Annotated in this window: 23 protein-coding genes and 1 pseudogene; 14 read left to right on the top strand and 10 right to left on the bottom strand. The window is 68.7% G+C overall.

The features are described from left to right. Positions 1-5: 5 nt before the first annotated feature. Complete coding sequence (locus tag Q5696_RS18430) at positions 6-434, bottom strand: hypothetical protein (RefSeq protein ID WP_305092696.1); 429 nt, start codon at positions 432-434, stop codon at positions 6-8. 25 nt (positions 435-459) lie between these two features. Further along, a complete protein-coding gene (locus Q5696_RS18425) occupies positions 460-1623 on the bottom strand; it encodes a globin domain-containing protein (RefSeq protein WP_305092695.1) in 1164 nt (387 codons plus the stop codon). A 247-nt stretch (positions 1624-1870) separates the two neighbouring features. Here Q5696_RS18425 and clpB point away from each other — a divergent pair, with 247 nt between their 5' ends. Next, entirely contained in the window at positions 1871-4423 is a 2553-nt protein-coding gene (gene clpB / locus Q5696_RS18420; RefSeq protein WP_305092694.1) for an ATP-dependent chaperone ClpB, read from the top strand. A 57-nt stretch (positions 4424-4480) separates the two neighbouring features. Here clpB and Q5696_RS18415 read toward each other — a convergent pair whose 3' ends face one another. Both Q5696_RS18415 and Q5696_RS18410 read right to left on the bottom strand, forming a co-directional pair. Further along, positions 4481-5059, bottom strand: a complete 579-nt coding sequence (locus Q5696_RS18415) for a DUF1707 SHOCT-like domain-containing protein (RefSeq protein WP_305092693.1) — start codon at positions 5057-5059, stop codon at positions 4481-4483. 104 nt (positions 5060-5163) lie between these two features. Beyond that, positions 5164-5721, bottom strand: coding sequence for a TetR family transcriptional regulator (locus Q5696_RS18410; protein WP_305092692.1), 558 nt, complete (start codon positions 5719-5721; stop codon positions 5164-5166). Between the two features lie 83 nt (positions 5722-5804). Between Q5696_RS18410 and Q5696_RS18405 the strand changes: the two genes are divergently transcribed. After that, positions 5805-8168: an arylsulfatase gene (locus tag Q5696_RS18405; RefSeq protein ID WP_305092691.1), complete on the top strand. Its 2364-nt coding sequence runs from the start codon at positions 5805-5807 to the stop codon at positions 8166-8168. 111 nt (positions 8169-8279) lie between these two features. On the opposite strand, the gene Q5696_RS18400 is transcribed toward Q5696_RS18405, so the two are convergent. Next, on the bottom strand, positions 8280-9896 hold the full coding sequence (locus tag Q5696_RS18400; protein WP_305092690.1) for a flavin-containing monooxygenase: 1617 nt from the start codon (positions 9894-9896) through the stop codon (positions 8280-8282). Positions 9897-10063: 167 nt separating this feature from the next. Between Q5696_RS18400 and hslR the strand changes: the two genes are divergently transcribed. The 5 genes from hslR (at position 10064) to pyrE (ending at position 13427) form a co-directional block, all read left to right on the top strand. Then, positions 10064-10441 carry an Hsp15 family ribosome-associated heat shock protein gene (gene hslR / locus Q5696_RS18395; protein WP_305092689.1) on the top strand — a complete coding sequence of 126 codons (378 nt, stop codon included), beginning with the start codon at positions 10064-10066 and terminating at the stop codon, positions 10439-10441. 108 nt (positions 10442-10549) lie between these two features. Continuing rightward, positions 10550-11401 (top strand): DUF5666 domain-containing protein, encoded by an 852-nt coding sequence (locus tag Q5696_RS18390; RefSeq protein WP_305092688.1) that lies wholly within the window; start codon positions 10550-10552, stop codon positions 11399-11401. 53 nt (positions 11402-11454) lie between these two features. Further along, positions 11455-12150, top strand: coding sequence for a TtfA family protein (locus Q5696_RS18385; RefSeq protein WP_305092687.1), 696 nt, complete (start codon positions 11455-11457; stop codon positions 12148-12150). Positions 12151-12217: 67 nt separating this feature from the next. Then, positions 12218-12808 carry a LemA family protein gene (locus tag Q5696_RS18380; RefSeq protein ID WP_305092686.1) on the top strand — a complete coding sequence of 197 codons (591 nt, stop codon included), beginning with the start codon at positions 12218-12220 and terminating at the stop codon, positions 12806-12808. A gap of 85 nt (positions 12809-12893) precedes the next feature. After that, a complete protein-coding gene (gene pyrE, locus Q5696_RS18375) occupies positions 12894-13427 on the top strand; it encodes an orotate phosphoribosyltransferase (RefSeq protein WP_305092685.1) in 534 nt (177 codons plus the stop codon). 82 nt (positions 13428-13509) lie between these two features. Here pyrE and Q5696_RS18370 read toward each other — a convergent pair whose 3' ends face one another. Then, the gene (locus Q5696_RS18370) at positions 13510-14019 is read right to left on the bottom strand and encodes a hypothetical protein (protein ID WP_305092684.1); all 510 of its coding nucleotides are present in this window, start codon (positions 14017-14019) and stop codon (positions 13510-13512) included. A gap of 125 nt (positions 14020-14144) precedes the next feature. Between Q5696_RS18370 and galT the strand changes: the two genes are divergently transcribed. After that, positions 14145-15245: a galactose-1-phosphate uridylyltransferase gene (galT, locus tag Q5696_RS18365; protein WP_305092683.1), complete on the top strand. Its 1101-nt coding sequence runs from the start codon at positions 14145-14147 to the stop codon at positions 15243-15245. Positions 15246-15301: 56 nt separating this feature from the next. After that, positions 15302-16405: a galactokinase gene (galK, locus tag Q5696_RS18360; RefSeq protein WP_370654949.1), complete on the top strand. Its 1104-nt coding sequence runs from the start codon at positions 15302-15304 to the stop codon at positions 16403-16405. 118 nt (positions 16406-16523) lie between these two features. On the opposite strand, the gene Q5696_RS18355 is transcribed toward galK, so the two are convergent. Beyond that, a complete protein-coding gene (locus Q5696_RS18355) occupies positions 16524-17771 on the bottom strand; it encodes an MFS transporter (protein WP_305092681.1) in 1248 nt (415 codons plus the stop codon). Further along, the gene (locus Q5696_RS18350) at positions 17768-18238 is read right to left on the bottom strand and encodes a MarR family winged helix-turn-helix transcriptional regulator (protein ID WP_305092680.1); all 471 of its coding nucleotides are present in this window, start codon (positions 18236-18238) and stop codon (positions 17768-17770) included. Before Q5696_RS18350 ends, Q5696_RS18355 begins: the two co-directional genes overlap by 4 nt. Before the next feature lie 175 nt (positions 18239-18413). On the opposite strand from Q5696_RS18350, the gene Q5696_RS18345 reads away from it, so the two are divergent. After that, the gene (locus Q5696_RS18345; protein WP_305092679.1) at positions 18414-19157 is read left to right on the top strand and encodes a lysoplasmalogenase; all 744 of its coding nucleotides are present in this window, start codon (positions 18414-18416) and stop codon (positions 19155-19157) included. Here Q5696_RS18345 and Q5696_RS18340 read toward each other — a convergent pair. Further along, complete coding sequence (locus Q5696_RS18340; RefSeq protein WP_305092678.1) at positions 19154-19600, bottom strand: hypothetical protein; 447 nt, start codon at positions 19598-19600, stop codon at positions 19154-19156. The genes Q5696_RS18345 and Q5696_RS18340 overlap by 4 nt on opposite strands. A 41-nt stretch (positions 19601-19641) precedes the next feature. Beyond that, positions 19642-20256, bottom strand: coding sequence for a TetR/AcrR family transcriptional regulator (locus tag Q5696_RS18335; protein ID WP_305092677.1), 615 nt, complete (start codon positions 20254-20256; stop codon positions 19642-19644). Between the two features lie 141 nt (positions 20257-20397). On the opposite strand from Q5696_RS18335, the gene Q5696_RS18330 reads away from it, so the two are divergent. The 4 genes and pseudogenes from Q5696_RS18330 (at position 20398) to Q5696_RS18315 (ending at position 24439) form a co-directional block, all read left to right on the top strand. Continuing rightward, positions 20398-21330: a metal-dependent hydrolase gene (locus Q5696_RS18330; protein ID WP_305092676.1), complete on the top strand. Its 933-nt coding sequence runs from the start codon at positions 20398-20400 to the stop codon at positions 21328-21330. Continuing rightward, positions 21327-22481 (top strand): hypothetical protein, encoded by a 1155-nt coding sequence (locus tag Q5696_RS18325; RefSeq protein WP_305092675.1) that lies wholly within the window; start codon positions 21327-21329, stop codon positions 22479-22481. The genes Q5696_RS18330 and Q5696_RS18325 overlap by 4 nt, the downstream gene beginning before the upstream one ends. Before the next feature lie 120 nt (positions 22482-22601). Beyond that, positions 22602-23282 (top strand): TrmH family RNA methyltransferase, encoded by a 681-nt coding sequence (locus Q5696_RS18320; protein WP_305095368.1) that lies wholly within the window; start codon positions 22602-22604, stop codon positions 23280-23282. A gap of 34 nt (positions 23283-23316) precedes the next feature. After that, positions 23317-24439, top strand: a pseudogene (locus Q5696_RS18315) (glycoside hydrolase family 76 protein).

Genomic DNA, 24439 nt, shown 5'->3' with positions numbered 1-24439 from the left:
GGGGGTCAGGCCGCAGGGACGCGTCGATTGTGCAGGGCCTGGGCCGTGAACAGTGCGGCGACGAGTACCGCGGAGACAGCGAGTGGAGTCCAGCCCGGTAGGGCATCGACGCTGCGAGCCGTGACGACCGGACCGTAGAAGGCCATCGGGGCGCCGGTGCCCATCAGCAGATCCCACCGGCGCGGGCGGACCGGCGGGCCGCCCCACCACGGCACCCGCCGCCCCTGGTTCTCGCGCAGGACCCGTGCCGTTCCGGCCGCAGCCAATCCCGCCCCGCCGACCGTCATCGCCACCCCGGCGACAGCCGTGGCCGGCGAAGGCGGGGCGAGGGTCAACAGCATCGCCCCGGCCACGACCGCGGCGAACGAGAGAGCGACGAGCCAGGGGCGGTCACCGGGCTCGGGGGAACCGGGAATCGGGCGCATGCCGTCCACTCTCGTCTCCTTCCGGGAAAGCTGCTCAGCGCAGCGGATCGTAGGAGATGGCGTCGAGCGGTGTCCCGGCCCGCTGGAGGGCGTAGGTGGTGGTCTTGACCATGGCGGGGGAGCCGCAGATCTGGATCTGGCGGTCGGCCCAGGTGCCGAAGCTGCTGACGACGCTGCCGATGGGGCCGCGTAGCCGTTGGTGCAGTCCGTGTGGGGCTTCGGGTACGGGATACGGGTGCCACCAAGGATTTTCGTCTTCCTCGGTGACGGGGACGATGGTGAGCCACGGGTTGCTCAGCGACAGGTGCCACAGGGTTTCGATGTCGTACAGGTCGCACGGGTAGGCGCCGCTGACGAACAGGTGGACGCGCGGGTTGATGCCGCGGTGCGCCATGTCCATCACCTGGGCGCGCAGCGGTGCCAGGCCGGTGCCGCCGGCGATCATGAGGACGTCCTTGTCGCTGTCGAGGTCGACGTGCAGGCCGCCGAGGGGGGAGCTGATCTGCCAGCGGTCCCCGACCGCGGTCTCGCCCACCATGGCGGGGCTGACCCAGCCGCCGGACACGCGCCGGACATGGAATTCGATCTGGCCGAACGGGTTCGACGGAATCGCCGGTGACAGGTATCGCCACATCTGGGGGCGCTGCGGGATCTGCACGCTCACGTACTGGCCCGGCGCGTACGGGATGGGGGAGTCGCATTCGAGCCGGACGACGGCGAGGTCGCGCAGCACCCGCTCGTGGCTGACGACGGTCGCCTCCCACAGTGCCGGGCAGTCGTCGGCGTCGGCGGCGTCGGACATCGTGGTGGTCAGCAGTGCGATCAGTTCCCGCCACGCGGCGTCGGCCGCCGGCGTCCAGTCCGCGTCGCCGCACGTCTCGCGGACCGAGTCGAGCAGTGCGTTGCCGAACACCGCATAGTGTTCGCGGTCGACGCCGTACTTGCGGTGGTCGCGTCCCAGCTGTGCGAGGAACGGCAGCATGCGGTCGACGTCGTCGAGGCCCCGCACGAGATATTCGAGTGCCGCGACCAGTTTGGTGCGCTGGCCGTCCATGCCCGCGGGGAACAGGGACCGCGTCAGCGGCAGTCGTCCGAAGAACTGGGTGTAGAACGTGCGGGCGAAGTGCTCGCGATGTTCGGGGGATGCCGTGACGGCAGCGAAATGTGTGCGGATGAGCCCGACCTCGGCTGCGTCCACGGTGTCCTCCCTCGACTGTTCCCGGCACTCCGAACCGCACTGTTGAGTATCGGTGCCATAACAAGTGTGCACCGTCGTGGGAAGTGCGTGAACCGTGCCCGCGCCGACCGTGGGACAAATCTCCGCAAACTCGCTCGAGTTGAGCGGAACAGACTCAACCTTTTGTTCGTTGAGCACTACGACAAGCCGGGTGACACCCTGCACCCAGGCACAATGATCTTGTTCGTCGTCTCGAGGAAGGTGACCCGTGGACTCGTTCTCTCCCACCACCAAGACCCAGGCCGCGCTGACGGCCGCACTGCAGTCCGCGTCCGCGGCCGGCAACCCCGACATCCGCCCCGCCCACCTGCTGGTCGCACTGCTCGACCAGACCGACGGCATCGCCGCACCGCTCCTCAAGGCCGTCGGCGTCGATCCGACGGTCGTCCGCCGCGAGGCCCAGCAACTCGTCGACCGGCTCCCGCAGGCCACCGGCGCCACCACCCAGCCGCAGCTCGGCCGGGAGGCGATCGCCGCGATCACCGCCGCCCAGCACCTCGCCACCGAACTCGACGACGAATACGTCTCCACCGAACACGTCGTCGTCGGCCTCGCCGACGGGGACTCCGACGTCGCGCACCTTCTCACCGGGCACGGCGCCACCCCAGCGGCACTGCGGGACGCGTTCACCGCGGTTCGTGGCAGCGCCCGCGTCACCAGCCCCGACCCGGAGGGCAGCTACCAGGCGCTCGAAAAGTACTCCACCGACCTCACCGCCCGCGCCCGCGAAGGCAAGCTCGACCCGGTCATCGGACGCGACACCGAGATCCGTCGCGTCGTGCAGGTGCTGTCCCGGCGCACCAAGAACAACCCGGTCCTCATCGGTGAACCCGGCGTCGGCAAGACCGCGATCGTCGAGGGGCTCGCGCAGCGCATCGTCGCCGGCGACGTCCCGGAGTCGTTGCGCGGCAAGTCCGTCATCTCCCTCGACCTCGGTTCGATGGTCGCCGGTGCGAAGTACCGCGGCGAGTTCGAGGAACGACTCAAGGCCGTCCTCGACGACATCAAGAACTCGGCCGGACAGGTCATCACGTTCATCGACGAACTGCACACCATCGTCGGCGCCGGTGCCACCGGCGAGTCGGCGATGGACGCCGGCAACATGATCAAGCCGATGCTGGCCCGCGGCGAACTGCGGCTCGTCGGTGCCACCACGCTCGAGGAGTACCGCCAGTACATCGAGAAGGACGCCGCGCTCGAACGTCGCTTCCAGCAGGTTCTCGTCGGGGAACCGTCCGTCGAGGACACCGTCGGCATCCTCCGCGGCCTCAAGGAACGCTACGAGGTGCACCACGGTGTGCGCATCACCGACTCCGCTCTCGTTGCGGCAGCAACCCTGTCGGATCGCTACATCACGTCCCGGTTCCTGCCGGACAAGGCCATCGATCTCGTCGACGAGGCTGCGTCCCGGCTGCGCATGGAGATCGATTCGCGACCCGAGGAGATCGACTCCGTCGAGCGCATCGTCCGTCGCCTCGAGATCGAGGAGATGGCCCTGGAGAAGGAAACCGACGCCGCCTCGAAGGATCGTCTGGTCAAGCTCCGTGAAGAACTCGCCGACGAACGCGAGAAGCTCAGCCAGCTCACCGCCCGGTGGCAGAACGAGAAGAACGCCATCGACTCGGTGCGCGGCGTCAAGGAACAGCTCGAGACGCTGCGCGGCGAAGAGGAACGCGCCGAACGCGACGGTGACCTCGGCAAGGTCGCCGAACTGCGCTACGGCCGCATCCCCGAACTGGAGAAGCAGCTCGCGGCAGCGGCTGCGACGTCCCAGGGTGCGTCCGACGGCGCCGTCATGCTCAAGGAAGAGGTCGGCCCCGACGACGTTGCCGACGTCGTCGCCGCCTGGACCGGCATCCCCGCCGGCCGCATGATGGAAGGCGAGACCGCCAAACTGCTGCGCATGGAAACCGAACTCGGCAAGCGTGTCGTCGGACAATCCGAAGCAGTGCAAGCCGTTTCGGACGCGGTACGCCGTGCCCGGGCCGGTGTCGCCGACCCCAACCGGCCCACCGGATCGTTCCTGTTCCTCGGCCCCACCGGCGTCGGCAAGACCGAACTCGCGAAAGCGTTGGCGGACTTCCTGTTCGACGACGAACGAGCCATGGTGCGCATCGACATGTCCGAGTACAGCGAGAAGCACTCGGTGGCGCGGCTCGTCGGTGCACCCCCCGGCTACGTCGGCTACGAGTCCGGCGGACAGCTCACCGAAGCCGTCCGCAGGCGCCCGTACAGCGTCGTGCTGTTCGACGAGGTCGAGAAGGCGCACCCGGACGTGTTCGACATCCTGCTGCAGGTCCTCGACGACGGACGCCTCACCGACGGACAGGGCCGCACCGTCGACTTCCGCAACACCATCTTGATCCTCACCTCCAACCTGGGGGCGGGCGGTGACCGCGACCAGGTGATGGCGGCGGTACGGACGGCGTTCAAACCGGAGTTCGTCAACCGGCTCGACGACGTCGTCGTCTTCGATCCACTGTCCGAGGAACAGCTCGAGTCGATCGTCGACATCCAACTCGACCAGCTGGGCAAGCGGCTCCGAGCTCGACGCCTCACCCTGGAGGTGTCGGATTCGGCGCGGTTCTGGCTCGCCGTCCGCGGCTACGACCCGCTCTACGGCGCGCGTCCGCTGCGCCGGCTCATCCAGCAGGCGATCGGCGACCAGCTCGCCAAGCTGCTGCTCGCCGGCACCGTCCGCGACGGTGACACCGTCCCGGTGACCATCTCCGAGGACGGCGATCACCTGGTGCTGGGTTAGGCGCTGCGCGCCCGTGCGCCTTTCGGTAGTTGCAGCTACCGAAAGGTGCACGGGCCGTCAGGCCTCGAGTTCCTTGATTCGCTCCGCGGCCTCGCGCAACCGCTTCCTGCGCGACTCGTCCTCGGATTCCTTGAGCTCGTCGTAGAGTTCCTCGTCCGAGTCGCTGAACCCCAGGATCATCCGCGGTAGGCCGAGCGTGACGATCAGGCTGGGCCACACCACCCACGCGTAGTCCCAGTCGACGACGTTGTTCAGGATCAGGAACGCCACCAGGGTGAGTCCGAGTACGAGCCAGTCGAGCGATTCGATCCACTTGCCGCGCCGCAGCAGTGACGCGAGTTCGGTCTCCGTGCTCTGCGGCGGTGCCGGTACGGCAGCGTCGGCCGTACCGCTGGCGGTGAACGGCACCTTGACGATGGCGCCGCTGTCCGCGCGCAGGGGTACGCCACCGGGCAGATCCCGGAACGACGGCTGCACGCCGTCGAGCGTGCGTGCAGCCGCGATGCTGCCGGTGCGCTCGTAGAACTCGTCGACGTCCAATCGTCCTGCCGCGTAGTGCTCGCCGATCGCGGTCAGTGCGTGCAGGCGCTCGTCGTCACTCAGCCGCAGACCGCTGTCGCCGGATGCGCCGGTCACCGCCGTCACCTCCCCGTCGGACCCGAATCGTGTGGGGTCCGATGGTAGCCGTCGGTGACACACGGTCTCGGGGCCGCATACTCGGCGGGTAGCCCGTGCCGGGGCTACCGCTCGACGAGTCCGGCGGCGAGCTCGGTGAGATTCCGGTAGACGTCGTCTTTCTCGGCTTCCGACCGGCCGAAGCTCTCGAGGATGCGTTCGCCGAAGATCGTCCATCCGTACAGCATGACGAGGGCTGCGATGAGCCCGAGTTCCTGCGGCGAATCACGATCGATCCGGCTCCGGATGGCGTCCAGGGTCGGAAACGTGTCGGGAAGGAGTTCGTCGCTCCCGTCCTCCAGTAGCAACCAGGCGACGATGCGGACGTAGGTCTCGTTGTCGGCGCCGCTCTCGTAGATCCGCCGAACGGCTTCTGCGGCATCCGGTGCAGAACTGGCTGCCGCCGTGACCGCCGTGCGATCGTTCAGGACGGCTCGGATGAGGTCGTCCTTCCGTCCGACGTAGCGGTGAATCAGGCCGAGGTTGACGCCGGCGTCCTCTGCGATGTCGCGGAGCGCGGCGCCGGACCCGTGGCGTGCCAGTCGAGCAGCGGCCGCCCGGAGGATTGCGGCCCGGGCCTCGTCCGGGCCCGACGGACGACTCGTATCTGAGGATCGCGGCATGACCTCCAGCGTAGCCAGCCCTCCGCGCGTAATCGCTTTCTGCCCTTGACAACAGGTGCGGCATACCTACGATGTACACACTTGTGTACACCGGATTTCGGTGGCGTGCCCGGTCAAAGCTCGGCACGGGTGGCTCGTCGTTTCCCGGACCGGTGGTCGACCTACGGGTAACCGGTCCGGAAGTTGATGTAGTGGAGGGAGATGCAATGTCGGAGTCGTCAGGTCACGGTCGGAAGCGCGCCGGGGCACCCAATGTGCTGGTGGTGCTCGTCGACGACATGGGCTTCGGTGCGCCGTCGCCGTTCGGCGGGCCGATCGAGATGCCGACCGCGGAACGACTGGCCGCAGGAGGCCTTCGGTTCAACAGGTTTCATACGACCGCATTGTGTTCGCCGACCCGTGCGTCCCTCATGACGGGCAGAAACCCGCACGCGGTGGGATTCGGTACGGTCACCAACTTCGTCAGTTCGGACCCCGGGTACAACTGCATTCGTCCGGAGAGCGCGGCAACGGTCGCGGCGATCCTGAAGGACCACGGATACAGCACCGCGGCGTTCGGCAAGTGGCATCAGGCGCCGGGCGCGGAAACCGGTCCGGCCGGCCCCTTCGACCGCTGGCCGACCGGCGAGGGCTTCGAGCGGTTCTACGGATTCCTCGGTGGGTCGACGGACCAGTACTACCCCGCGCTCTACGACGGGGTGACACCGGTCGACTGCCCGTCCACGCCGGAGGACGGCTACCACCTGTCGGAAGATCTCGCCGACCGGCTGGTGGAGTGGATCGAGTGTGGGCAGGCGGTGGCGCCGGACAAGCCGTTCTTCGCCTACCTCGCGCTAGGGGCCACGCATTCGCCCCTACAGGTGCCGAAACAGTGGCGGGACAAGTATTCCGGTCGATTCGACCACGGGTGGAACCGGCAGCGGGAGATTACGCTCGAGCAGCAGAAGGACTTGGGCGTCGTGCCCGAGGACGGAGAGATGACACCGTGGCTCGACCTGGTCCCCGAGTGGGACACCCTGGGGGAGGACGAGCGGCGGGCGGCGGCCCTGCTGATGGAACTCTATGCCGGGTTCGCCGAGCACACCGATGCCCAGGTCGGTCGCATCGTCGAGGCGCTCTCAGAGATGGACATCCTCGACAACACCCTCGTCTTCTACATGCTCGGGGACAACGGAGCTTCGGCGGAAGGCGGTATCACCGGCACGGCCAACGAGGGGATTCTCTTCAACGGCATGCGGGACAGTGCCGCTCGGATCCTCGAGCGTGCCGACGAACTCGGCGGACCGACGACCGCCCCGCAGTACCCCTTCGGCTGGGCACTCGCGATGGACACGCCGTACCAGTGGGTGAAGCAGGTGGCGTCGCACTACGGCGGTACGCGCAATCCGCTGATCGTGCACTGGCCCGAGGGCATCGAGTCCACCGGTGAAATACGCAGTCACTGGCACTTCGTGTCCGACATCGCGCCGACCGTTCTGGAGGCGGCGGGGATTGCTCCACCCCGTGTCGTGAACGGCGTGGAGCAGCAGCCGATGGACGGTGTCTCGATGCTGTACAGCTTCGACGATGCGGCCGCCCCGGACCGCCGCACCACCCAGTACTTCGAGGTGTTCGGGAACCGCGGAATCTACGACAACGGATGGGTCGCCTGCACCCCGCACCGCATCCCCATGCAGGCCGCATCGGCGGACCGGCCGTTCGAGGACGACGTGTGGGAGCTGTACGACACGAACAGCGACTGGACGCAGGCGAACGACGTCGCGGCGTCGCATCCCGAGAAGCTCGCGGAACTGAAGGCTCTCTTCGATTCGGTTGCCGGGGCGAATCAGGTTCTGCTGGACAACAACCGGATGCAGCGAATGCGTGAAGGGCTGCCCGACCGGAACTCGGCCGAGGTCGTCGAGTATCCGGGCTCGATGCCCCCGCTGCTGCCCGATGCCGCGATCAAGGTCCTCAACCGGTCGCACACGATCTCGGTACGGGTCACGCTCGCGTCCGCCGACAGCACCGGCGTTCTCGTCGCCCAGGGGGCACGGCCGGACGGCGGGTGGAGTCTGTACCTCCACCGGGGGCGGCTCGTCTACTGCCACAGCATCGCGGATCTGCAGGTATGGAAGGTCGACAGCATGCTGCCGGTTCCCGCCGGCCCGCACGAGATCGCCATGCGCTTCGACTACGACGGAGGAGGCCTCGGGAAGGGTGCCGACGTCCGATTGTCCGTCGACGGCGTCGAGATGGGCAGCGGGCGCCTGGAGTCGTCCACCGCGTTCTACATCGGCGGCACGGGATTGTTCACGATCGGGCGGGGCCACGGAGTCCCGTTGTCGGGTGACTACGACCGCGACGATCGGATCGACGGCGTCGTTCACTCCGTTCGTGTGGAGCTCGGTGGGGAATCGAACCATGACGAGGACGCGGTACTGCAAACGGCACTGGCGTCGCAGTGAGCGGCTCCGCTCCGGGAGATCAGGGCTGACCTTGATCGAACAGGAAGGGGCGGAGCGGATGTCGATCCGCTCCGCCCCTTCCTCGCATGCTGCTGTGGGTGACCGGAACACCTACCCTTCGAGGATCGCGAAGCCCTTGTAGCCGGATTCGGCGACTTCGCCGATGATTCGGCGGTAGACGGCGAGGCCGCCGAGGAAGGCCATGAACACGCGGGGGCGGCCGGGGATGTTGGCGCCGAGGTACCAGGAGTTCGCGGTGTTCAGCAGTGAGGCTTCGGCGCGGGTGCGGCATTCCTCGCCCCAGTCGGCGACGGCGTCGGGGGTGCCTTCGATGGCGGTGGCGCCGCGGTCGTCGAGGTAGGCGATGGCGTCGGCGACCCAGTTCACGTGCAGTTCGGAGTGCAGCACCATGTTCGCCAGCACCGAGGGGCTGCCGGGGCCGGTGAGGTTGAAGAAGTTGGGGAAGCCGTCGATGCCGAGTCCGAGGTAGGTTTCGGGGCCGGTGGCCCACTTGTCCTTCAGGGTCTGTCCGCCGCGGCCGACGATCTCGAGTTTGTCGAGTGAGCCGGTCATGGCGTCGAACCCGGTGGCGAGGACGATCGCGTCGAGGTCGTAGTGGGCGGCGGTGGTGTTCAGGCCGGTGGCGTCGATCGACACGATCGGGGTGGTCTTGAGGTCGACGAGTTCGACGTTGTCGCGGTTGTAGGTTTCGTAGTAGCCGCTGTCGGTGACGATGCGTTTGGCGCCGATCGCGTGGTCGGTGGGGATCAGCAGGTCGGCGACCGCGGGGTCGTCGATGACGGCGCGGACCTTGTCCTCCCAGAATGTGCGGGCGGTGTCGTTCGCGGCCTGGTCGGTGAGCTGGTCGGGGAAGGCCTTGGAGTACAGGACGCCGCCGAGCTTCCACCGTTCCTCGTAGACGCCGCGACGTTCGTCCTCGGACGCCTCGAGCGCGTTCTTGGGGTAGGCGCGGTGCGGGGAGCCGCCGCCGGACTCCCACGACAGGCGCCGGCGTTCGGCGTAGTTCGCTTTCTGTTCGGCGCGGGTGGCGTCGTCGAGGGCCGTGTTGCCGGCGGGGACGCTGTAGTTCGCGGACCGTTGGAAGACGAACAGCTTGTCGGCCTGTTCGGCGATGAACGGGATCGACTGGATACCGGAGGATCCGGTGCCGATCACCCCGACCCGCTGCCCGGTGAAGTCGACACCGTCGTGGGGCCAGTGCGCGGTGTGGAAGATGTTGCCGGAGAACGTGTCCAGGCCGTCGAAGGCCGGGGTGTTCGCGTTCGACAGCGGTCCGGCGGCGGTGACGAAGAACCGGGCCGAGACGGTGTCACCGCGATCGGTGCGCACCGTCCAGCGCAGGGTCTCCTCGTCGAGGACCGCGGAGGTGACGCGGGTGTCGAAGGTGATGTCGCGGCGCAGGTCGAACCGGTCGGCGACGTGTTCGAGATAGCTCAGGATCTCCGGTTGGGTGGCGTACTTCTCGCTCCAGTTCCATTCCTGCTCGAGTTCGGGGGAGAAGGAGTACGAGTAGTCGACGGACTCCACATCGCAGCGGGCACCGGGGTAGCGGTTCCAGTACCACACGCCGCCGACCCCGGACGCCGCCTCGAACGCGTGGACCGTCAGACCCTGTTGCCGAAACCGGTGCACCGCATACAGTCCCGCGATACCGGCACCCACCACCACCACGTCGTACGACTCGGACACCGACAAATGTTCGTTCACGAGAAAAGTCCTTCCACGAGCGCGGGCCGACACGGCCCGGAGTCCCACCCTTCGGGCGTCGAATTTCACGCTAGGGCGGTGCGGAGGACCCGGGCACCGGACCGTCCCGCCCAGCGGGTCGTTTCCCGTCCCGGGGGACGTTCGTCCCGATCGGTAGCCTGGTCGGCGTGACCACTCCGAGCCCCGAGAGCGCGCGCGTCGACAGTTGGATGTGGGCGGTGCGCCTGTTCAAGACACGATCGCAGTCCGCGTCGGCGTGCCGGTCCGGGCACGTCCGCGTCAACGGTGCCACCGCGAAGGCGTCCACCGCGGTCGCACCGGGCGACGAGGTGCGGGTGCGGGCCGCCGGTGTCGAACGGATCGTCGTGGTGGTCCGGCCGATCGCCAAGCGGGTGGGCCCGCCGATCGCCGTCGAATGCTTCCAGGACAACAGTCCGCCCCCACCGTCGCCGGAGACGATCGCGGCGATCCCACGTCGTGATCGTGGCGCCGGCCGCCCCACCAAGCGGGAACGACGCGAGATGGAGAAGTTTCGCAGCGGATAGCCGGCCGACGCTTCAGACGGATCTCAGGCTCCGCCTCTACGCTGTGGTGTCGGCCGGAACCGGTCGTATCGAGATGGTCGGAACGGCCGACGGAATGGGAGCAGCGCCATGACGAACCCCGACGATCCGCGCACCCCGCAGGAACGCGCATACGATCCGGCCGAGCAGACCCCCGGCGAGACCGTGCAGTGGGCGCGCCCGGCGGACGATGCGACCCGCGAGATGGGGGCGGTCGGCACGCCCGACCAGCCGACGACGCAGTACCACACCCCCGACCCGTATCAGGCGTACGGCAGCCAGGCCCCGAACCCGACGCAGGCCTACCCGATCTACGATCCGCGGCTCGACCCGCAGGCTGTGCCACCCGACCCGACCCAGGCGTACCCCACCTACTACGGCGCCGGTGGCTATCCGCCGCCCGGACAGCCCCCGACCGGGCAGCCGCCCGGTTTCGAGCCGGCCCCCGACCCGAAGCCGGGACGCAAGGTGGGGCTGTGGGCGGCCGTCGGTGCCGGCGTCGTCCTGCTCGCGCTCGGGCTGATCGTCGGCCTGCTGCTGACGGGCGGCGGCTCCGACGACACCCCGACCGCCGCCGCACCCACCACGGGCCGGCTCGCCCCGCCGCCCACCACCGAGACCCCCGGTCCCACCGCCGCCCCGGACACCACCTCCCCGTTCGAGGGCGTCCCCGGTGGTGTCGGTGAACTGATCGGCAAGGCCGGAACCGCGATGGGCACCATCACCGCCAACGACGGGGGAACCCTCACCCTCGACGGACTCGGCGGATCGAAGGTCACCGTCCACACCACCGACGACACCACACTCGTCTCGCTGACGGCCCGGACCGTCGCCGATCTGAAGCCGGGCGAGTCCGTTCTGGTCCAGGGCGACGCCGTCGAGAACGGGACGGTCACGGCAAAACTGATCATCGGGACCACGCTTCCCCACTTCGGGAACTGACGCGCGGCACCGGATACCCGAATCGGGCCGTCGAGTGGCTAGGCTGAGGCCTGATGACGGCTATGTGGTTCGGACTGGCAGCGATAGCGCTCGTGGGTGCTGTGGCACTGCTCTACGTCGATCGCACGCGACGCGACCAGACCGGTCGCGTCCGCGAGATCTGGGCGAAGGCGCAGGGCTACACGTACGTCACCGCCGACGAGGAACTGCCGTCGCGGTGGCATCGCGCGGCCCTCGCCAACCAGGAATACCTCGCCGCGCTCGACGTCGTGCGGGGCGTCCGGCGCGGCGACTCGTTCGTGCTGTTCGACCTCGAGGAATCGGCGACCATCGTCGCGGTACACCGGAGCATCGGCTCGGACGTCGACATCGACCTGCGGCTCAAGTCGACGCCGCCGCCGCGCGACGCCGACCTCAACCTGCTCGGCGCGATCGGCCCCCGCGTCGTGTTCGCGACCGACCTCGAGATCGCCCGCCGCGTGTGCGACCAGCGCATGGTGTCGTTCACCGAGTCCGTGCCGCCGCAGCTGCAGATGCTGTGGAGCGAGGGCGAATGGACCCTCGGCTCGCTGCCGATCGGCAGCTCGGGCCGCGACTGGGACGCCGCGATCGAAACCGTCGCCCGACTGTCCGGCATGCTGCGGGTCCTGCCGCCGGCCACCACCCTGCAGCCTCCCGCCGCCGCAGTCCACGATCCCGGGCGTCCGGTGGCGCACGAGTCGTTCGACGAGCACGAATCGGCCACCTGACCGGCCCGGAACCACACGGGATGGCTATGAGCGCGTCGTCTTAGTAGATTCCGCTGCTGTGGTTGTCGTGTCGCTTGTTGTTCTTGTCCTCATCGGTGCGGGTGTTGCGTGGACGATGTCGGTGGTCCGCGGGCTTCGACGTGACGCGTCGAACGTCGAGACCTCCCTCCGTCTCGTCCACACCGAACTCGACCGACGCTACGAATACATCCCCGGCCTGATCCTCGCCGCCGCGGACATCGTCGGCCGCGACTTCATCGCCCCCGTCACCGGCGCCCGCTCCCTCGCCATGCGCATCCGCGAGGAGAACCTCGACCTCAGCCGGCAGGCCGGCGCCGAGAAAGCCCTCACCGAGGCGCTGCAGTCCGTCCTCACGACCGGCCGACGCTACCCGCAGCTCGCCAACGACTGGGCGTTCGTCCGCCCCGCCCACGAACTCGACCTCACCGAACAGCGGCTCACCGGCGCGGTCCGCGTCTACAACGACCAGGCCCGCAACCACAACCGGGCACTGGCCACCTTCCCCACGAATCTCCTCGGAAAATGGTCCGGACTCGCGGAAGCACCCCTATTCGAAGCCCCACTCCTCGCCGTCCCCGACACCGGCACTCCCGACAGCGACGCACCCGACAGAGCCACCACCGATCTCGCCGCCTGAGGCCCGGGAACGTTGTGACGTGGCTTTCTCGCTAGGCTTCGACACGACCGAAAGACTGCCCGACACGGTGATGGGAGAACGGCAGATGACCGATCGCGACGAGCTCGCGACGCTGGTACGCGACCTGGCGGTAGTGCACGGAAAGGTGACCCTGTCCTCCGGCAAGGAAGCCGACTACTACGTCGACCTGCGCCGCGCCACCCTGCACCACCGCGCCGCCCCCCTCATCGGTTCCCTGCTCCGCGACCTCGTCGCCGACTGGGACTTCGACGCCGTCGGTGGCCTCACCATGGGCGCCGACCCCGTCGCCATGGCCGTCATGCACGCCCCCGGCCGCCCCATCGACGCCTTCGTCGTCCGCAAAGCCGCCAAGGCCCACGGCATGCAGCGCCAGATCGAAGGCCCCGACATCGTCGGCAAACGCGTCCTCGTCGTCGAGGACACCACCACTACCGGCAACTCGCCGCTCACCGCGGTCAAGGCCCTGCGTGACGCCGGCGCCACCGTCGTCGGCGTCGCCACCGTCGTCGACCGCGCCACCGGCGCCGACGCCGTCATCGCCGCCGAAGGACTCGAGTACCGCTCGCTCCTCGGACTCGGGGACCTCGGGCTGGACTGAGTCGCCTTTCTCTTTACAGCTGAAGGGACCCTTTGTGCGCTCGCAGCGCGCAAAGGGTCCCTTCAGCTCATGGGGTAGGTGGTCAGGGGACGAGGTAATACCCCTGGGAGGGCACGGACATCTGCGGGCGGAGTTGGAACCAAGGGTTGACCCAGCTTGCGGCAACGGTGAGTGCTTGCACACCCGGTCCGGGGTAGATCTCGGTGCGGACGGTCGGTCCCGGCTGCTCACCGGCGAGGATCTCGACCTCACGGGCCTCGCGACCGAAGAGTCCCTGGCTGGACACGATCGAGACCTGCACGCGGCACGTTCGGTTCTGCTCCCATCCCGGACCGACACCGTGCATTCCGCGCGGCGTCAGTGCGATGGTGGCTACGCCCGGGCGGGTGGGGTCGGTCTCGACGGCGGTGTCGATGATGCCGGTGCAGAAGTCGTTCTGCCCGAGAGTGGGCATGGTCGGGCCGTTGAGGCTCAGGTACAGGATCGGTGCCGGCGCCGGTGCCGCCGAGGCGGTACCGGCGATGCCGGTGACAGCGGCGGTGGTGACGGCTGCGGCGCCGATCGCGCGCACGGCAAGGCTGCGAAGTTTCATGTGTCCCCCGTTGTGTGATGCTCCCCCGGCTATCTGTAACCGAGGGTGTCGGAAAAATAGCCGCGTGCATGGTGGCACAGGGGAGATACCGCCGCCAAACCGGGAGGCCCGCCTATCGTGGCTGCATGCCGATCCGCACCACCCGCACCAGCCTGTCCGACGGGCGTGAGCTGATCTATTTCGACGACACGGCGCCGTTCCCGTCACGCGAGGTGCTCGACGGTCGAGGACTCGACCCGGTTCGGGTGGCGTCGAGCATGCGGTTCGACGCGTTGACGGGGGAGTGGGTGACGTTCGCGGCGCACCGGATGAACCGCACGTTCCTGCCCGGCGACGACGAGTGCCCGCTGTGCCCGACGCGGCCCGGCCGGGCGGCGACGGAGATCCCCGCCGCCGACTACGACGTCGTCGTGTTCGAGAACCGTTTCCCTGCACTGGGTTCCGCCGATACCGTGCCGGAACATGTCGACGGAGAAGACCTCTGGCCGCAACAGCCGGCTGCGGGACGTTGTGAGGTGGTGTGCTTCACGAGCGACCACGACCGCAGCTTCGGGCAGTCGACGCCGGGCCGGGTGCGGACGGTCCTCGAGGCGCTGCGGGACCGGACCCGCGAGCTGTCGGCGCGACCGGACGTGGCCCAGGTGTACTGCTTCGAGAACCGGGGCACCGAGATCGGGGTGACGCTGACGCACCCGCACGGCCAGATCTACGCCTACCCCACGCTGCCGCCGAGCACCACGGCGCTGCTGCGGCAGGCCGAGCAGCACCGGAACCGGACGGGACGCAACCTGTTACGTGACATGCTCGACGCCGAACGCCGCGCCGGAACCCGGATCGTCGTCGACGGCGAACACTGGACCGCATACGTGCCCGCGGCGGCACGGTGGCCCGTCGACCTGCACCTCGCGCCGCGCCGCGACGTCGCCGACCTCACCGAACTGCACGACGCCGAACTCGAGGAACTGTCGCACCTGTACCTCGACATCCTCGGCCGGCTCGACCGCTTCTTCGACGGCGTCGACCGGTTGCCGTACATCGCCGGCTGGCATCAGGCGCCCGTCGGCGAGGGCCGCGATCTCGGACGGCTGTACCTGCACGTGTTCTCGCTCATGCGGTCTCCGCACCGGATGAAGTATCTCGCCGCCTCCGAATCCGGGATGGGCGCATGGATCAGCGACACCACCCCCGAGACCATCGCGGAGCGATTCCGGGAGGTCGCGCCGTGACCGCCACCTGGTTCGAACCCGGATCCGACACGGAACTCGCTTCGGCGGCATCGGAAATGTTCGTCCGCGAGTTCGGTACGACACCGGACACCGTGTGGGCGGCCCCCGGACGCGTCAACCTCATCGGCGAGCACGTCGACTACGCGGGCGGCCTGTGCCTGCCGATCGCGTTGCCGCACAGCACCGTCGTCGCCGTCGCACCCCGCACCGACGGGATCGTCCGGCTGCGTTCGACAGCAGGAGAGCCGTGGAACGGGCGCATCGACGACACCGCCCCCGGCCGGCCCACCGGATGGGCGGCCTATCCAGCGGGTGTGCTGTGGGCGCTGCAGGATCGGGGAGGCATCGACGCGGTCTTCGTGTCGAGTGTGCCGATCGGGGCGGGCCTGTCGAGCTCCGCCGCTCTGGAATGCGTTCTTGCCGCGGCAATGTCACCGGACACCGACCGAACCGCACTCGCCGCGGCCTGTGTGCGTGCCGAGAACGAGATCGCACTCGCCCCCACGGGCGGCATGGATCAGGCGGCGTCGCTGCTCGCTTCGGAAGGGCATGCCCTGCTGATCGATTCGTCGTCCGGCCGGACCCGGCGCGTGCCGTTCGAGCCGACGGCACACGGCGTCGAACTGCTGGTGATCGACACCCGTGCCCCGCATCGGCTCGTCGACGGGCAGTACGCGAGACGTCGCGCCGCGGTGGAGCGGGCAGCGCGACGTCTCGGCGCCGCATCGCTGCGGGAGGTCACCGACCGGGGACGGGAGGGGGCCGACGCGGTCCGGTCCCTGAAGGACGACGTCCTGCGCCGCCGGGCCTGGCACGTGATCAGTGAGATCGCGCGCGTCCGGCTCGCCGTGACCGCGCTCGAGGCAGCGGATTTCGTCGAACTCGGGCGGCTCCTGACGGCGTCGCACCTGTCGCTGCGCCACGACTTCGAGGTGTCGTGCCCCGAACTCGACACCGCCGTCGAGGCGGCCCTGACCGCCGGTGCACTCGGCGCCCGGATGACCGGTGGCGGCTTCGGCGGCTCTGCGATCGCCCTCGTGCCGGCCGGGGAAACCCCCGAGGTCGTCGAGAACGCACGCCGTCTCGCGGCCGAACGCGGCCTGCCCGAACCGGCGTTCGCGACGGTCACCGCATCGGCGGCGGCGCGGCAGGTGTCCTGACCCGTCCGGCGCCGGACTCTTCGTCGCGACCACCCCCCCGGATGCGTTTCGCGCACTCGACGCGGTTCCGGGAGCCGGAAATCCGCAACAAGTGCGCGAAACGCGGGAGACGGTAGGTTCAGTCGGCGTCGCCGACGGTGACGGCGGTCGCCTCTTCGATGCTGTGCGGGGCCGGGTCGTGGTCGTCGACGTGGGCCAGGACCTGGCGTCCGGTCATGAGGACGAGGATGCCGGCGGCGGTGCAGACCGCGCCCACCCAGAACGGCATGTGGACGTTGTGCTCACCGAGTTTGCCGGCGACGTACGGGGCGGCGGCGCCACCGACGAAGCGGACGAAGCTGTAGGCGGCCGACGCAGTCGAACGTTCGACGGGTGCCGAGATCATCACGGTCTCGGTGATGAGGGTGTTGTTGACGCCGAGGAACAGGCCGGCGAGGACGACGCACACGATCAGGACCGGCTTCGACTCGGTGAACAGTGCCATCACGGCGAGGTCGAGCGCGAACAGGGTGAGCGCCGCGATCATCATCGGCAGCGTCCCGAAGCGGCGCTGCAGGCGCGGCGCCAGGAACACCGACGCGACCGCGAGGGCGACACCCCAGCCGAAGAAGATGAATCCGATTGCGTACGTGCCCATGTCGAGGGGGAACGGCGTGTACGCGAGGAGTGTGAAGAAGCCGTAGTTGTACAGCAGCGCGGTGATCGCGACGGTGAGCAGGCCGCGGTGACGCAGCGCCTGGAACGGTGCGGCCAGCGACGTCTTGTGTTGCGGCTTCGGGGCTGTCGGCAGCATGACGACGATGAGGATGAACGCGACCGCCATGAGGGTGGCGACACCGAAGAACGGTGCCCGCCAACTGATGTTGCCGAGAACACCGCCGACGAGCGGGCCCACCGCGATACCGATACCGAGCGCGGCCTCGTACAGGATGATCGCGCGGGCCACCCCACCGCTCGCGGCGCCGACGATCGCGGCCAGCGCGGTCGCGATGAACAGGGCGTTGCCCAGACCCCAGCCGGCGCGGAAGCCGACGATCTGGTCGATCGTGCCCGACGATCCGGCGAGGGCTGCGAACACCACGATGATCGCCAGACCCCACAGCAGCGTCTTCTTGGCGCCGATCCGGCTCGAGATCATGCCCGTGAACAGCATTGCGACACCGGTGACCAGCATGTAGCTGGTGAACAGCAGCGACACCTGCGACGGGCTGGCGTCGAGCTGCTCGGCGATCGGTTTGAGAATCGGATCCACGAGCCCGATGCCCATGAATGCGATCACGGACGCGAACGCGACGGCCCATACGGATTTCGGTTGCTGCAGGATGCCGGGCTTCGTGCTCGCGGCGGGCGCGGTCGTGGTGCTCATGTATCCCTCCTCGGATGTGTCGTGCGGTCCGCCGCAACGGACCGGATGATGGTGCGGAGTTCACCGAGCCCTTCGGTCAGCGCCGCGACCTGCGCCGGTTCGAGGTGCGCGAAGTAGGGCGTCAGGTCGTCGGCGATGTGGTGCCGGCTGTCGGTCAGCCAGCGTCGGCCCGCGTCGGAGATGTCGACGAGGATCGCGCGATTGTCTTCCGGGTCGGGGTGTCGCGAGACGAGCCCTTCGTCGCCGAGCCGTTTGAGCAGTGCGGTCGCGGACGGCTGCGACGAACTGTCGAGCCGGGCGAACGTGCTGACCCGCAGCGGCCCCTGTTCCTCGAGCAGTGACAGTGCCCGCATCCACGACCGCGGTCGGTCGTCGCGGGCGACGGCCGACGCGAGGCGGGTGAAGCGGTGGGCGTTGCTCACCAACTGGACCAGTAGGTCTCGGAATTCGGGATCGGTGGAACTCACGAATACGAATCATTACATACGCTAACTATCTATGTAAACCCCCGCGTTTCGCGCACTTGTCGCGACCGGACGGCCGGAAAACCCGCGCCAAGTGCGCGAAACGCGGAGACGGGGGAGGAGCGGGCCGGTACGTTCGTGACGAACAGGACACGGAACGAGACGTGAGGGAATGGGCATGGCATTCGGGCGGATCGGAGCCTGGCTCCTCGGGCACGCGGAGCAGGTCGTCTTCGTCGGGGCGACGGCCGCGACGGTGTACGGGGGCGTCGTCGGGAGCGAACACGTCCAGCAGGTCGCGAAGCCGCTGATCGCGCCGGCTCTCGCGGCGCGGGTGCTGCGACGCCGACACGACCTTCCTGCCCCCGACACCGCACTTCTCGTCACCGGTCTGGCGGCCGCGACCGTCGGCGACGTCTTCATGATCGACCCGGACGACGACGCCCGCCTGCGCCGCGGTGCGACGTCGTTCGGTGTCATGCAGGGCGCCTATGTCGCCGTGCTCGCCCGCCACGGCGGTCGTCCGACCCGGGCAGCGGTGGTGCCGCGGCTCGCGGCGTGGGCGACGGCGTCCGGGCTGCTGGCGGCGAAGGCGCCGGAGGTGGCGCCCACACTCACCGGCTACGGGGCTCTGCTCGGCACCACCGCGACGCTCGCCGCCGATCCCGCACTCGCACCCGGCGCGGCTACCGTCGCCGGTCTGCCGGTACCGAACCGCCGCGACCGGCGCAGTCGGCTCGGCGTGGGCGGGTTGCTGTTCACCGGCTCGGACGGGCTGATCATGGTGCGCAAACTGTTTCTGCGCCGGGCGAAGTCACGGGCGATCGCGGAGGGCGCGATCCTCGCGTCCTATGCCGCCGCACAGGCTCTGCTGACCGAGGGGATGATCGCGCTCGGTGCGTCACGGAAGCGGAACACCTAGGGCAGGATCATGATTCGATCCCGATCGTGGGGATCGACGCGGATCGGGACGGTCTCGCCCACGACGAAACGGTCCCGGTCCTCGGGATAGACCTCGTACCGCACCCGGCCGCGGTAGGACTCCGATCCGGGGACAGTGAGGTCGAGATCGAGTTCGGTGACCACGGCGCGGTCGACGGTGCTCCGGATCTGTTGGGCGCGAGTGATTTCGGCCCACCCTTCGAGCCCGTGCCGCTCGAGCCGGCGCTCCGCGCGAGTGGGCCGACCGGCCCACATCATGCCCAGCCCCAGGGCCGAACCGTAGGCGGCGAGCAGCCCGCCGATCTGGTACGGGATCGTGCCCTCCGGCGTGTGCTCGACGAGCCATCCCAGCCAGACGGCCAGCACGATCACGTAGCCGACGGTGACGACACAGACGGTGCGAACGATACGGGGATGGTTCATGAGCCGACCTTCAACGCCTACCTCCGGTGACGTCGTCCAGCCTAGCCGTCCGGGCCGGCCGCGGCCTGCGCCGTGATCGCCGGTGCGAGCCAACGGTGCAGATAGCGGCGCAGTTCGTCGTCGGTGCGCGGCGGGTTACCGGGGGAGACGAAGAACGACTGCATGATCCGCAGCTGGTGCTCGACGAGGCCCTGCAGTGCCGGCTCGTCCCAGCCGTGCCGGCCCCAGTCGACGTCGAACCGTCGGATCATCGTCATACCGAACACCTGGGCCTCGTCGGATGCGATGCCCTCGGTGTGGGAGTGGTCCCCCGACAGCATGATTCCGAGGTGCGGGGTGCGGCGGACGTCGTCGAGCGTGAAGATCACGGCCTCGATCACGGCCTCCGTCGGATCGTGCAGACCTCGGACGTGGGCGGTCAGCCGGTCGAGGAAGGCGTCGACGGACGCGATCGCGGACGCCCGCATGAGGGCGTCCGCGCTGGGGAAGTAGCGGTACACGGTCTGCCGGATCACGCCCAGGGATTCGGCCACCTCGGCGATGCCCACGGCCGTGCCGGTCCGGGAGATCGCCTCGACCGCGGCCTCGACGATGCGCCGGGCCGCCTCCTCGTCGTCGACCGGCGGCCGGCCGCCCCATCCTCGTCTGCGTGCCACGGGCGGACGGTATCAGCATCGGCGCCGGTGGAGGTGCAGGCCACGGCCGTTTCGGCGAAACCAATCATACAAACGTGTTGCAGTTCGTATGATCGCGGCAGCAGTCGACCGAACGAACGAGCAACGAACGAGGTAGTGCCCATGACGGATCTCAAACCCCGGAAGATGGACTTCGGGTTCGACGATGCCGACGTCCCATTCCTGTGGAACCCCGAGAACCCGGCCTGGTCGAGCATGTCGAACGCGGTGTCGTTCCTCGCCGTCGGTTTCGAGAAGATGATCGTCAAGCTGATCCGGCAGGCGAAGCCGCTCATGACCGATCCCGCGGTCGCCGAGGAGGCGGTCGCGTTCATGCGGCAGGAGGGGCATCACTCCACCGCGCACCGCCAGCACGTGGCCGCCCTGATCCGGCGCTACCCGGGTCTGCAGAACACCCTCGACGCCGTGATCGGCGAGTACGACCTGCTCACCGAGGCCACGTCGATCAACTACCGGCTCGCCTACACCGCCGACCTCGAGGCCACGTTCACGCCGGTGTTCAAGCTGATGCTCGACAACGAGGAGACGCTGTTCCGGCCCGGCGACGACCGGGTCGCGTCACTGTTCCTGTGGCACTTCGTCGAAGAGGTGGAGCACCGCAGTTCCGCGCTGATCCTCTACAAGGCCGTCGTCGGCAGCGAGCTGTACCGGATGCGGATGGCGCCGTCGGTGTTCGCGCACGTGCTGAAGGTGATCCGGATCGCGTGTGCCGGCTTCAACCAGCACGTCCCGCTCGGCGAACGCAAGGTCGATGCACTGTCGATGTTCGCCCGGCACCGCGCCAAGCAGCGGGTGCTCACGTTCTTCGCGCCGTACCTCAGCAAGGGGCCGATGCCGCGCGCGTTCGACGGACTGCCGATCGGTGAGCAGCTGACCGCGCTCAAGGGCGCGGCCCTCAGCCAGACCCCCGGCCACGACCCCGCCCACGAGAACCTGCCGGTGCTCGCGGACGAGTGGTTCCGCCGCTACGACGCCGGCGACGACTGCACCCGCTGGTACACCGCCGAGCCGGCAGCATCGGGGGCGAACCGATGACACCCACGTGTACCGATACCTTCGCGGATCTCGCCACGCGGCTGGGATTTTCGTGTGAGGAGGCCGGCGGGCTGGTCGAGTTCCGGAACCCGGCCGCACTGGAGAACTGGACGCTGCCGGTCCTCGAATGGATGATCGTGCTCGGCGCGGTCCTCGCCCTGGTGTACGCGATCGTGCGGCTGCACCGGCACGGCGATCCCACCAATCTCGTGCTGTGGTTCGGGGCGACGGCGTTCCTGTTCGTCATCGAACCACCCATCTACTTCCCGGAAACGTTCGGCACCGAGGAATACCTCGGAACGATGTTCGCGCACAACGTGTTCACGGTCGACTTCCTGTGGGGGCGGCTGCCGCTGTACATCGTCGCGATCTATCCGCTGATGGCGACCCTGGCGTTCGAGATCGTTCGCATGCTCGGCGTGTTCCGGCGCTACGGGGTGTTCCTCGGTGCGGTGTGCGTGGGCTTCGTCCACCACGCGTTCTACGAGATCTTCGATCAGCTCGGGCCGCAACTGCGCTGGTGGGAGTGGACCCTCGACAACAAGGTCAATCTGCCGTTCTTCGATGCGGTTCCGCTGCCGAGTGTCGTGGTGTTCGCGACCCTGTGGCCGATGTCGCTGGCACTGTGCGTGCAGTTCTTCGTCGGCCGCCACGTCGACACGGGACGAGTGTTCTCCGGGCTCGAACTGGTGTGGCGCACCGTCGTGATCGGCCTGACCGCCTCGATCGGAGTCTTCGTGCTCCCGCTCCCGGCGACCGTGTTCGGGATGGGCAGCGACACCGTTCGCGGCGTCCTGTACGCGGCCGAACTCGTCGCGGTCACCGTCGTCGCGATCCCCCTGCTGGTCGCGCAGTGGTCGCGGCTGCGAAAGCAGGAGGCGGATCAGCCGGTGTACTCGAACGACTTCGTCCGCATCTACGCGACCGTGTACATCGTGGTGATGGGTGTGCTGTGGGCGAGCGCGCTGCCCGACTTCTTCGGAGCCGTCGACGGTGTCACCGGGGACGGCGATCCGATCGGCAACCTCTGGTACACGATCGCCTGCTTCGTGGTCGCGATCGCGTCCGTCGCCGCAACGGCCACGATCCCGCGTCCGTCCGGGCCGGTCCCCGAACCGGAGTCCGGCGAACCGGCGGTGACGACGAGCTGACCGGTTCGGGCGGCGACTACAGTTCCGGGGGACTTCCCCGACCCGAACGAGACGTGTGTGAGCCCCCAGCTGAGTACCGACGAACCGAGTGCCGACGAACCGAGCACCGACGAACCGAAGATGCACACCGCGGCCGGCGACGACGTCGACGCCCCCGGCCCCACCGAATGGGGTGAGCATCCGCACGGCGTCGGGCCGTGGGAACACGAACACGGGGCGCCGATCCCCGACGACCCGCACTACGATCCGCAGCTGCTGGCCGAGGGGGATCGACGCAACGTCGTCGACGCCTATCGGTACTGGACGCGTGAGGCGATCGTCGCCGACATCGACAGCCGACGCCACCCGTTGCACGTCGCGATCGAGAACTTCGGCCACGACTCCAACATCGGCACCGTCGTGCGGACCGCGAACGCGTTCGCGGCGGCCGCGGTGCACATCGTCGGCCGGCGCCGCTGGAACCGGCGCGGTGCGATGGTCACCGACCGCTACCAGCATCTGGTGCACCACTCCGACCTCGCGGGGGTGGCCGCGTTCGCCCGCGAGCACGGACTGACGGTGGTGGCCGTCGACAACACGCCCGGTTCGGTGCCGATCGAGACGGTCGACCTGCCCCGCGACTGCCTGCTGCTGTTCGGGCAGGAAGGCCCCGGCGTCACCGCGGAGGGGCACGCGGTCGCGGCGATGACCGTGTCGATCGCCCAGTTCGGGTCCACCCGCAGCATCAATGCGGGCGTCGCGGCGGGCATCGCGATGCACGCCTGGATCAGACAGCACGCGGATCTCGGCCGCGCCTGGTAGCGGAACCCGCGGTGGACGGGCAAGATCGATACTCATGCAGCGCGAATGGTCTGCTCGGGCCGACGCGGCGGAAACCGCGGTGACGAGCCGGCACATGCATCGGGTCTGGGGGCTGCCCGGGACGGCGCTGGCAGTCGTGGCGTGGCCCGCAGCAGCCCGCGAGCGAATGTTCCTCAGCTGGCACTACTGGTGGCAGGCGCACCTGATCAGTTGTGCCGTCGACGCGGCCGAACGTCGGCCCACCCCGCGGCGTCGACGCCGGCTGCAGCGCATCATCCGCGGCCACCGCGTCCGCAATCTCACCGGCTGGACCAACAACTACTACGACGACATGGCGTGGCTCGGGCTGGCTCTCGAACGCGCACAGCGAACGCAGCTGATCGACAACCGCAAACCCCTCGCGACACTCGGGCAGCAACTGTTCGACGCGTGGTCGCCCGACGCCGGGGGCGGGATCCCGTGGCGCCGCCATTCCGACTTCTTCAACGCGCCGGCGAACGGGCCGGCGGCCCTCGTGCTCGCCCGCACCGGGCGGCTGTGGCGGGCGCAGACGATGGCGGACTGGATCGACGAGACGCTGCGCGATCCCCGCACCGGGCTGATCTTCGACGGTATCCGGCGCGACGGCACGATCGAACGCAACATCTACACGTACTGCCAGGGGGCGGTCCTGGGCCTCGAGACGGAACTGGCGGTCCAGGTCGGTGATCCGCGGCATCGGCTGCGGGTACACCGGCTGATCGACGCGGTCGACGACAAACTTGCGAGCGGCGGCGTCGTCCGCGGCGGCGGGGGGCGGTGACGGGGGCCTCTTCAACGGTCTGCTCACCCGTAACCTGGCGCTCGTCGCGCTGAAACTGCCCGGCGACGAACCCGAGGACGTGCGGGCCCGGCAGATCGCGGCGCAACTCGTCCTCGGGTCGGCCGAGGCCGCGTGGGAGAACCGACTGCAGGTCGAGGAACTGCCGCTGTTCGGGAAGGACTGGAGCCTGCCCGCGAACCTTCCCGGACTCGGGGGCGAGATCGCGACGTACTCCGGGGGATCGGTGAGCTCGTCCGAGATCGCCGAACGGGATCTGTCGGTGCAGCTCGGTGGGTGGATGCTGATGGAATCCGCGTACCTGGTGTCGGCGGCGGGCTACCCGAAACGGCGGTGA

The organism is Prescottella sp. R16 (assembly GCF_030656875.1).
GTDB lineage: Bacteria > Actinomycetota > Actinomycetes > Mycobacteriales > Mycobacteriaceae > Prescottella.
This window is presented reverse-complemented; position numbering and strand designations above follow the sequence as displayed.

Excerpts from the sequence above, each read along its gene's own strand:
- Q5696_RS18410 (WP_305092692.1), bottom strand. The coding sequence starts at position 5,721 with ATGCCGCGATCCTCAGATACGAGTCGTCCGTCGGGCCCGGACGAGGCC.
- Q5696_RS18390 (WP_305092688.1), top strand. The coding sequence starts at position 10,550 with ATGACGAACCCCGACGATCCGCGCACCCCGCAGGAACGCGCATACGAT.
- Q5696_RS18385 (WP_305092687.1), top strand. The coding sequence starts at position 11,455 with ATGACGGCTATGTGGTTCGGACTGGCAGCGATAGCGCTCGTGGGTGCT.
- pyrE (WP_305092685.1), top strand. The coding sequence starts at position 12,894 with ATGACCGATCGCGACGAGCTCGCGACGCTGGTACGCGACCTGGCGGTA.
- Q5696_RS18370 (WP_305092684.1), bottom strand. The coding sequence starts at position 14,019 with ATGAAACTTCGCAGCCTTGCCGTGCGCGCGATCGGCGCCGCAGCCGTC.
- galT (WP_305092683.1), top strand. The coding sequence starts at position 14,145 with ATGCCGATCCGCACCACCCGCACCAGCCTGTCCGACGGGCGTGAGCTG.
- galK (WP_370654949.1), top strand. The coding sequence starts at position 15,302 with ATGTTCGTCCGCGAGTTCGGTACGACACCGGACACCGTGTGGGCGGCC.
- Q5696_RS18355 (WP_305092681.1), bottom strand. The coding sequence starts at position 17,771 with ATGAGCACCACGACCGCGCCCGCCGCGAGCACGAAGCCCGGCATCCTG.
- Q5696_RS18345 (WP_305092679.1), top strand. The coding sequence starts at position 18,414 with ATGGCATTCGGGCGGATCGGAGCCTGGCTCCTCGGGCACGCGGAGCAG.
- Q5696_RS18340 (WP_305092678.1), bottom strand. The coding sequence starts at position 19,600 with ATGAACCATCCCCGTATCGTTCGCACCGTCTGTGTCGTCACCGTCGGC.
- Q5696_RS18330 (WP_305092676.1), top strand. The coding sequence starts at position 20,398 with ATGACGGATCTCAAACCCCGGAAGATGGACTTCGGGTTCGACGATGCC.
- Q5696_RS18325 (WP_305092675.1), top strand. The coding sequence starts at position 21,327 with ATGACACCCACGTGTACCGATACCTTCGCGGATCTCGCCACGCGGCTG.
- Q5696_RS18320 (WP_305095368.1), top strand. The coding sequence starts at position 22,602 with ATGCACACCGCGGCCGGCGACGACGTCGACGCCCCCGGCCCCACCGAA.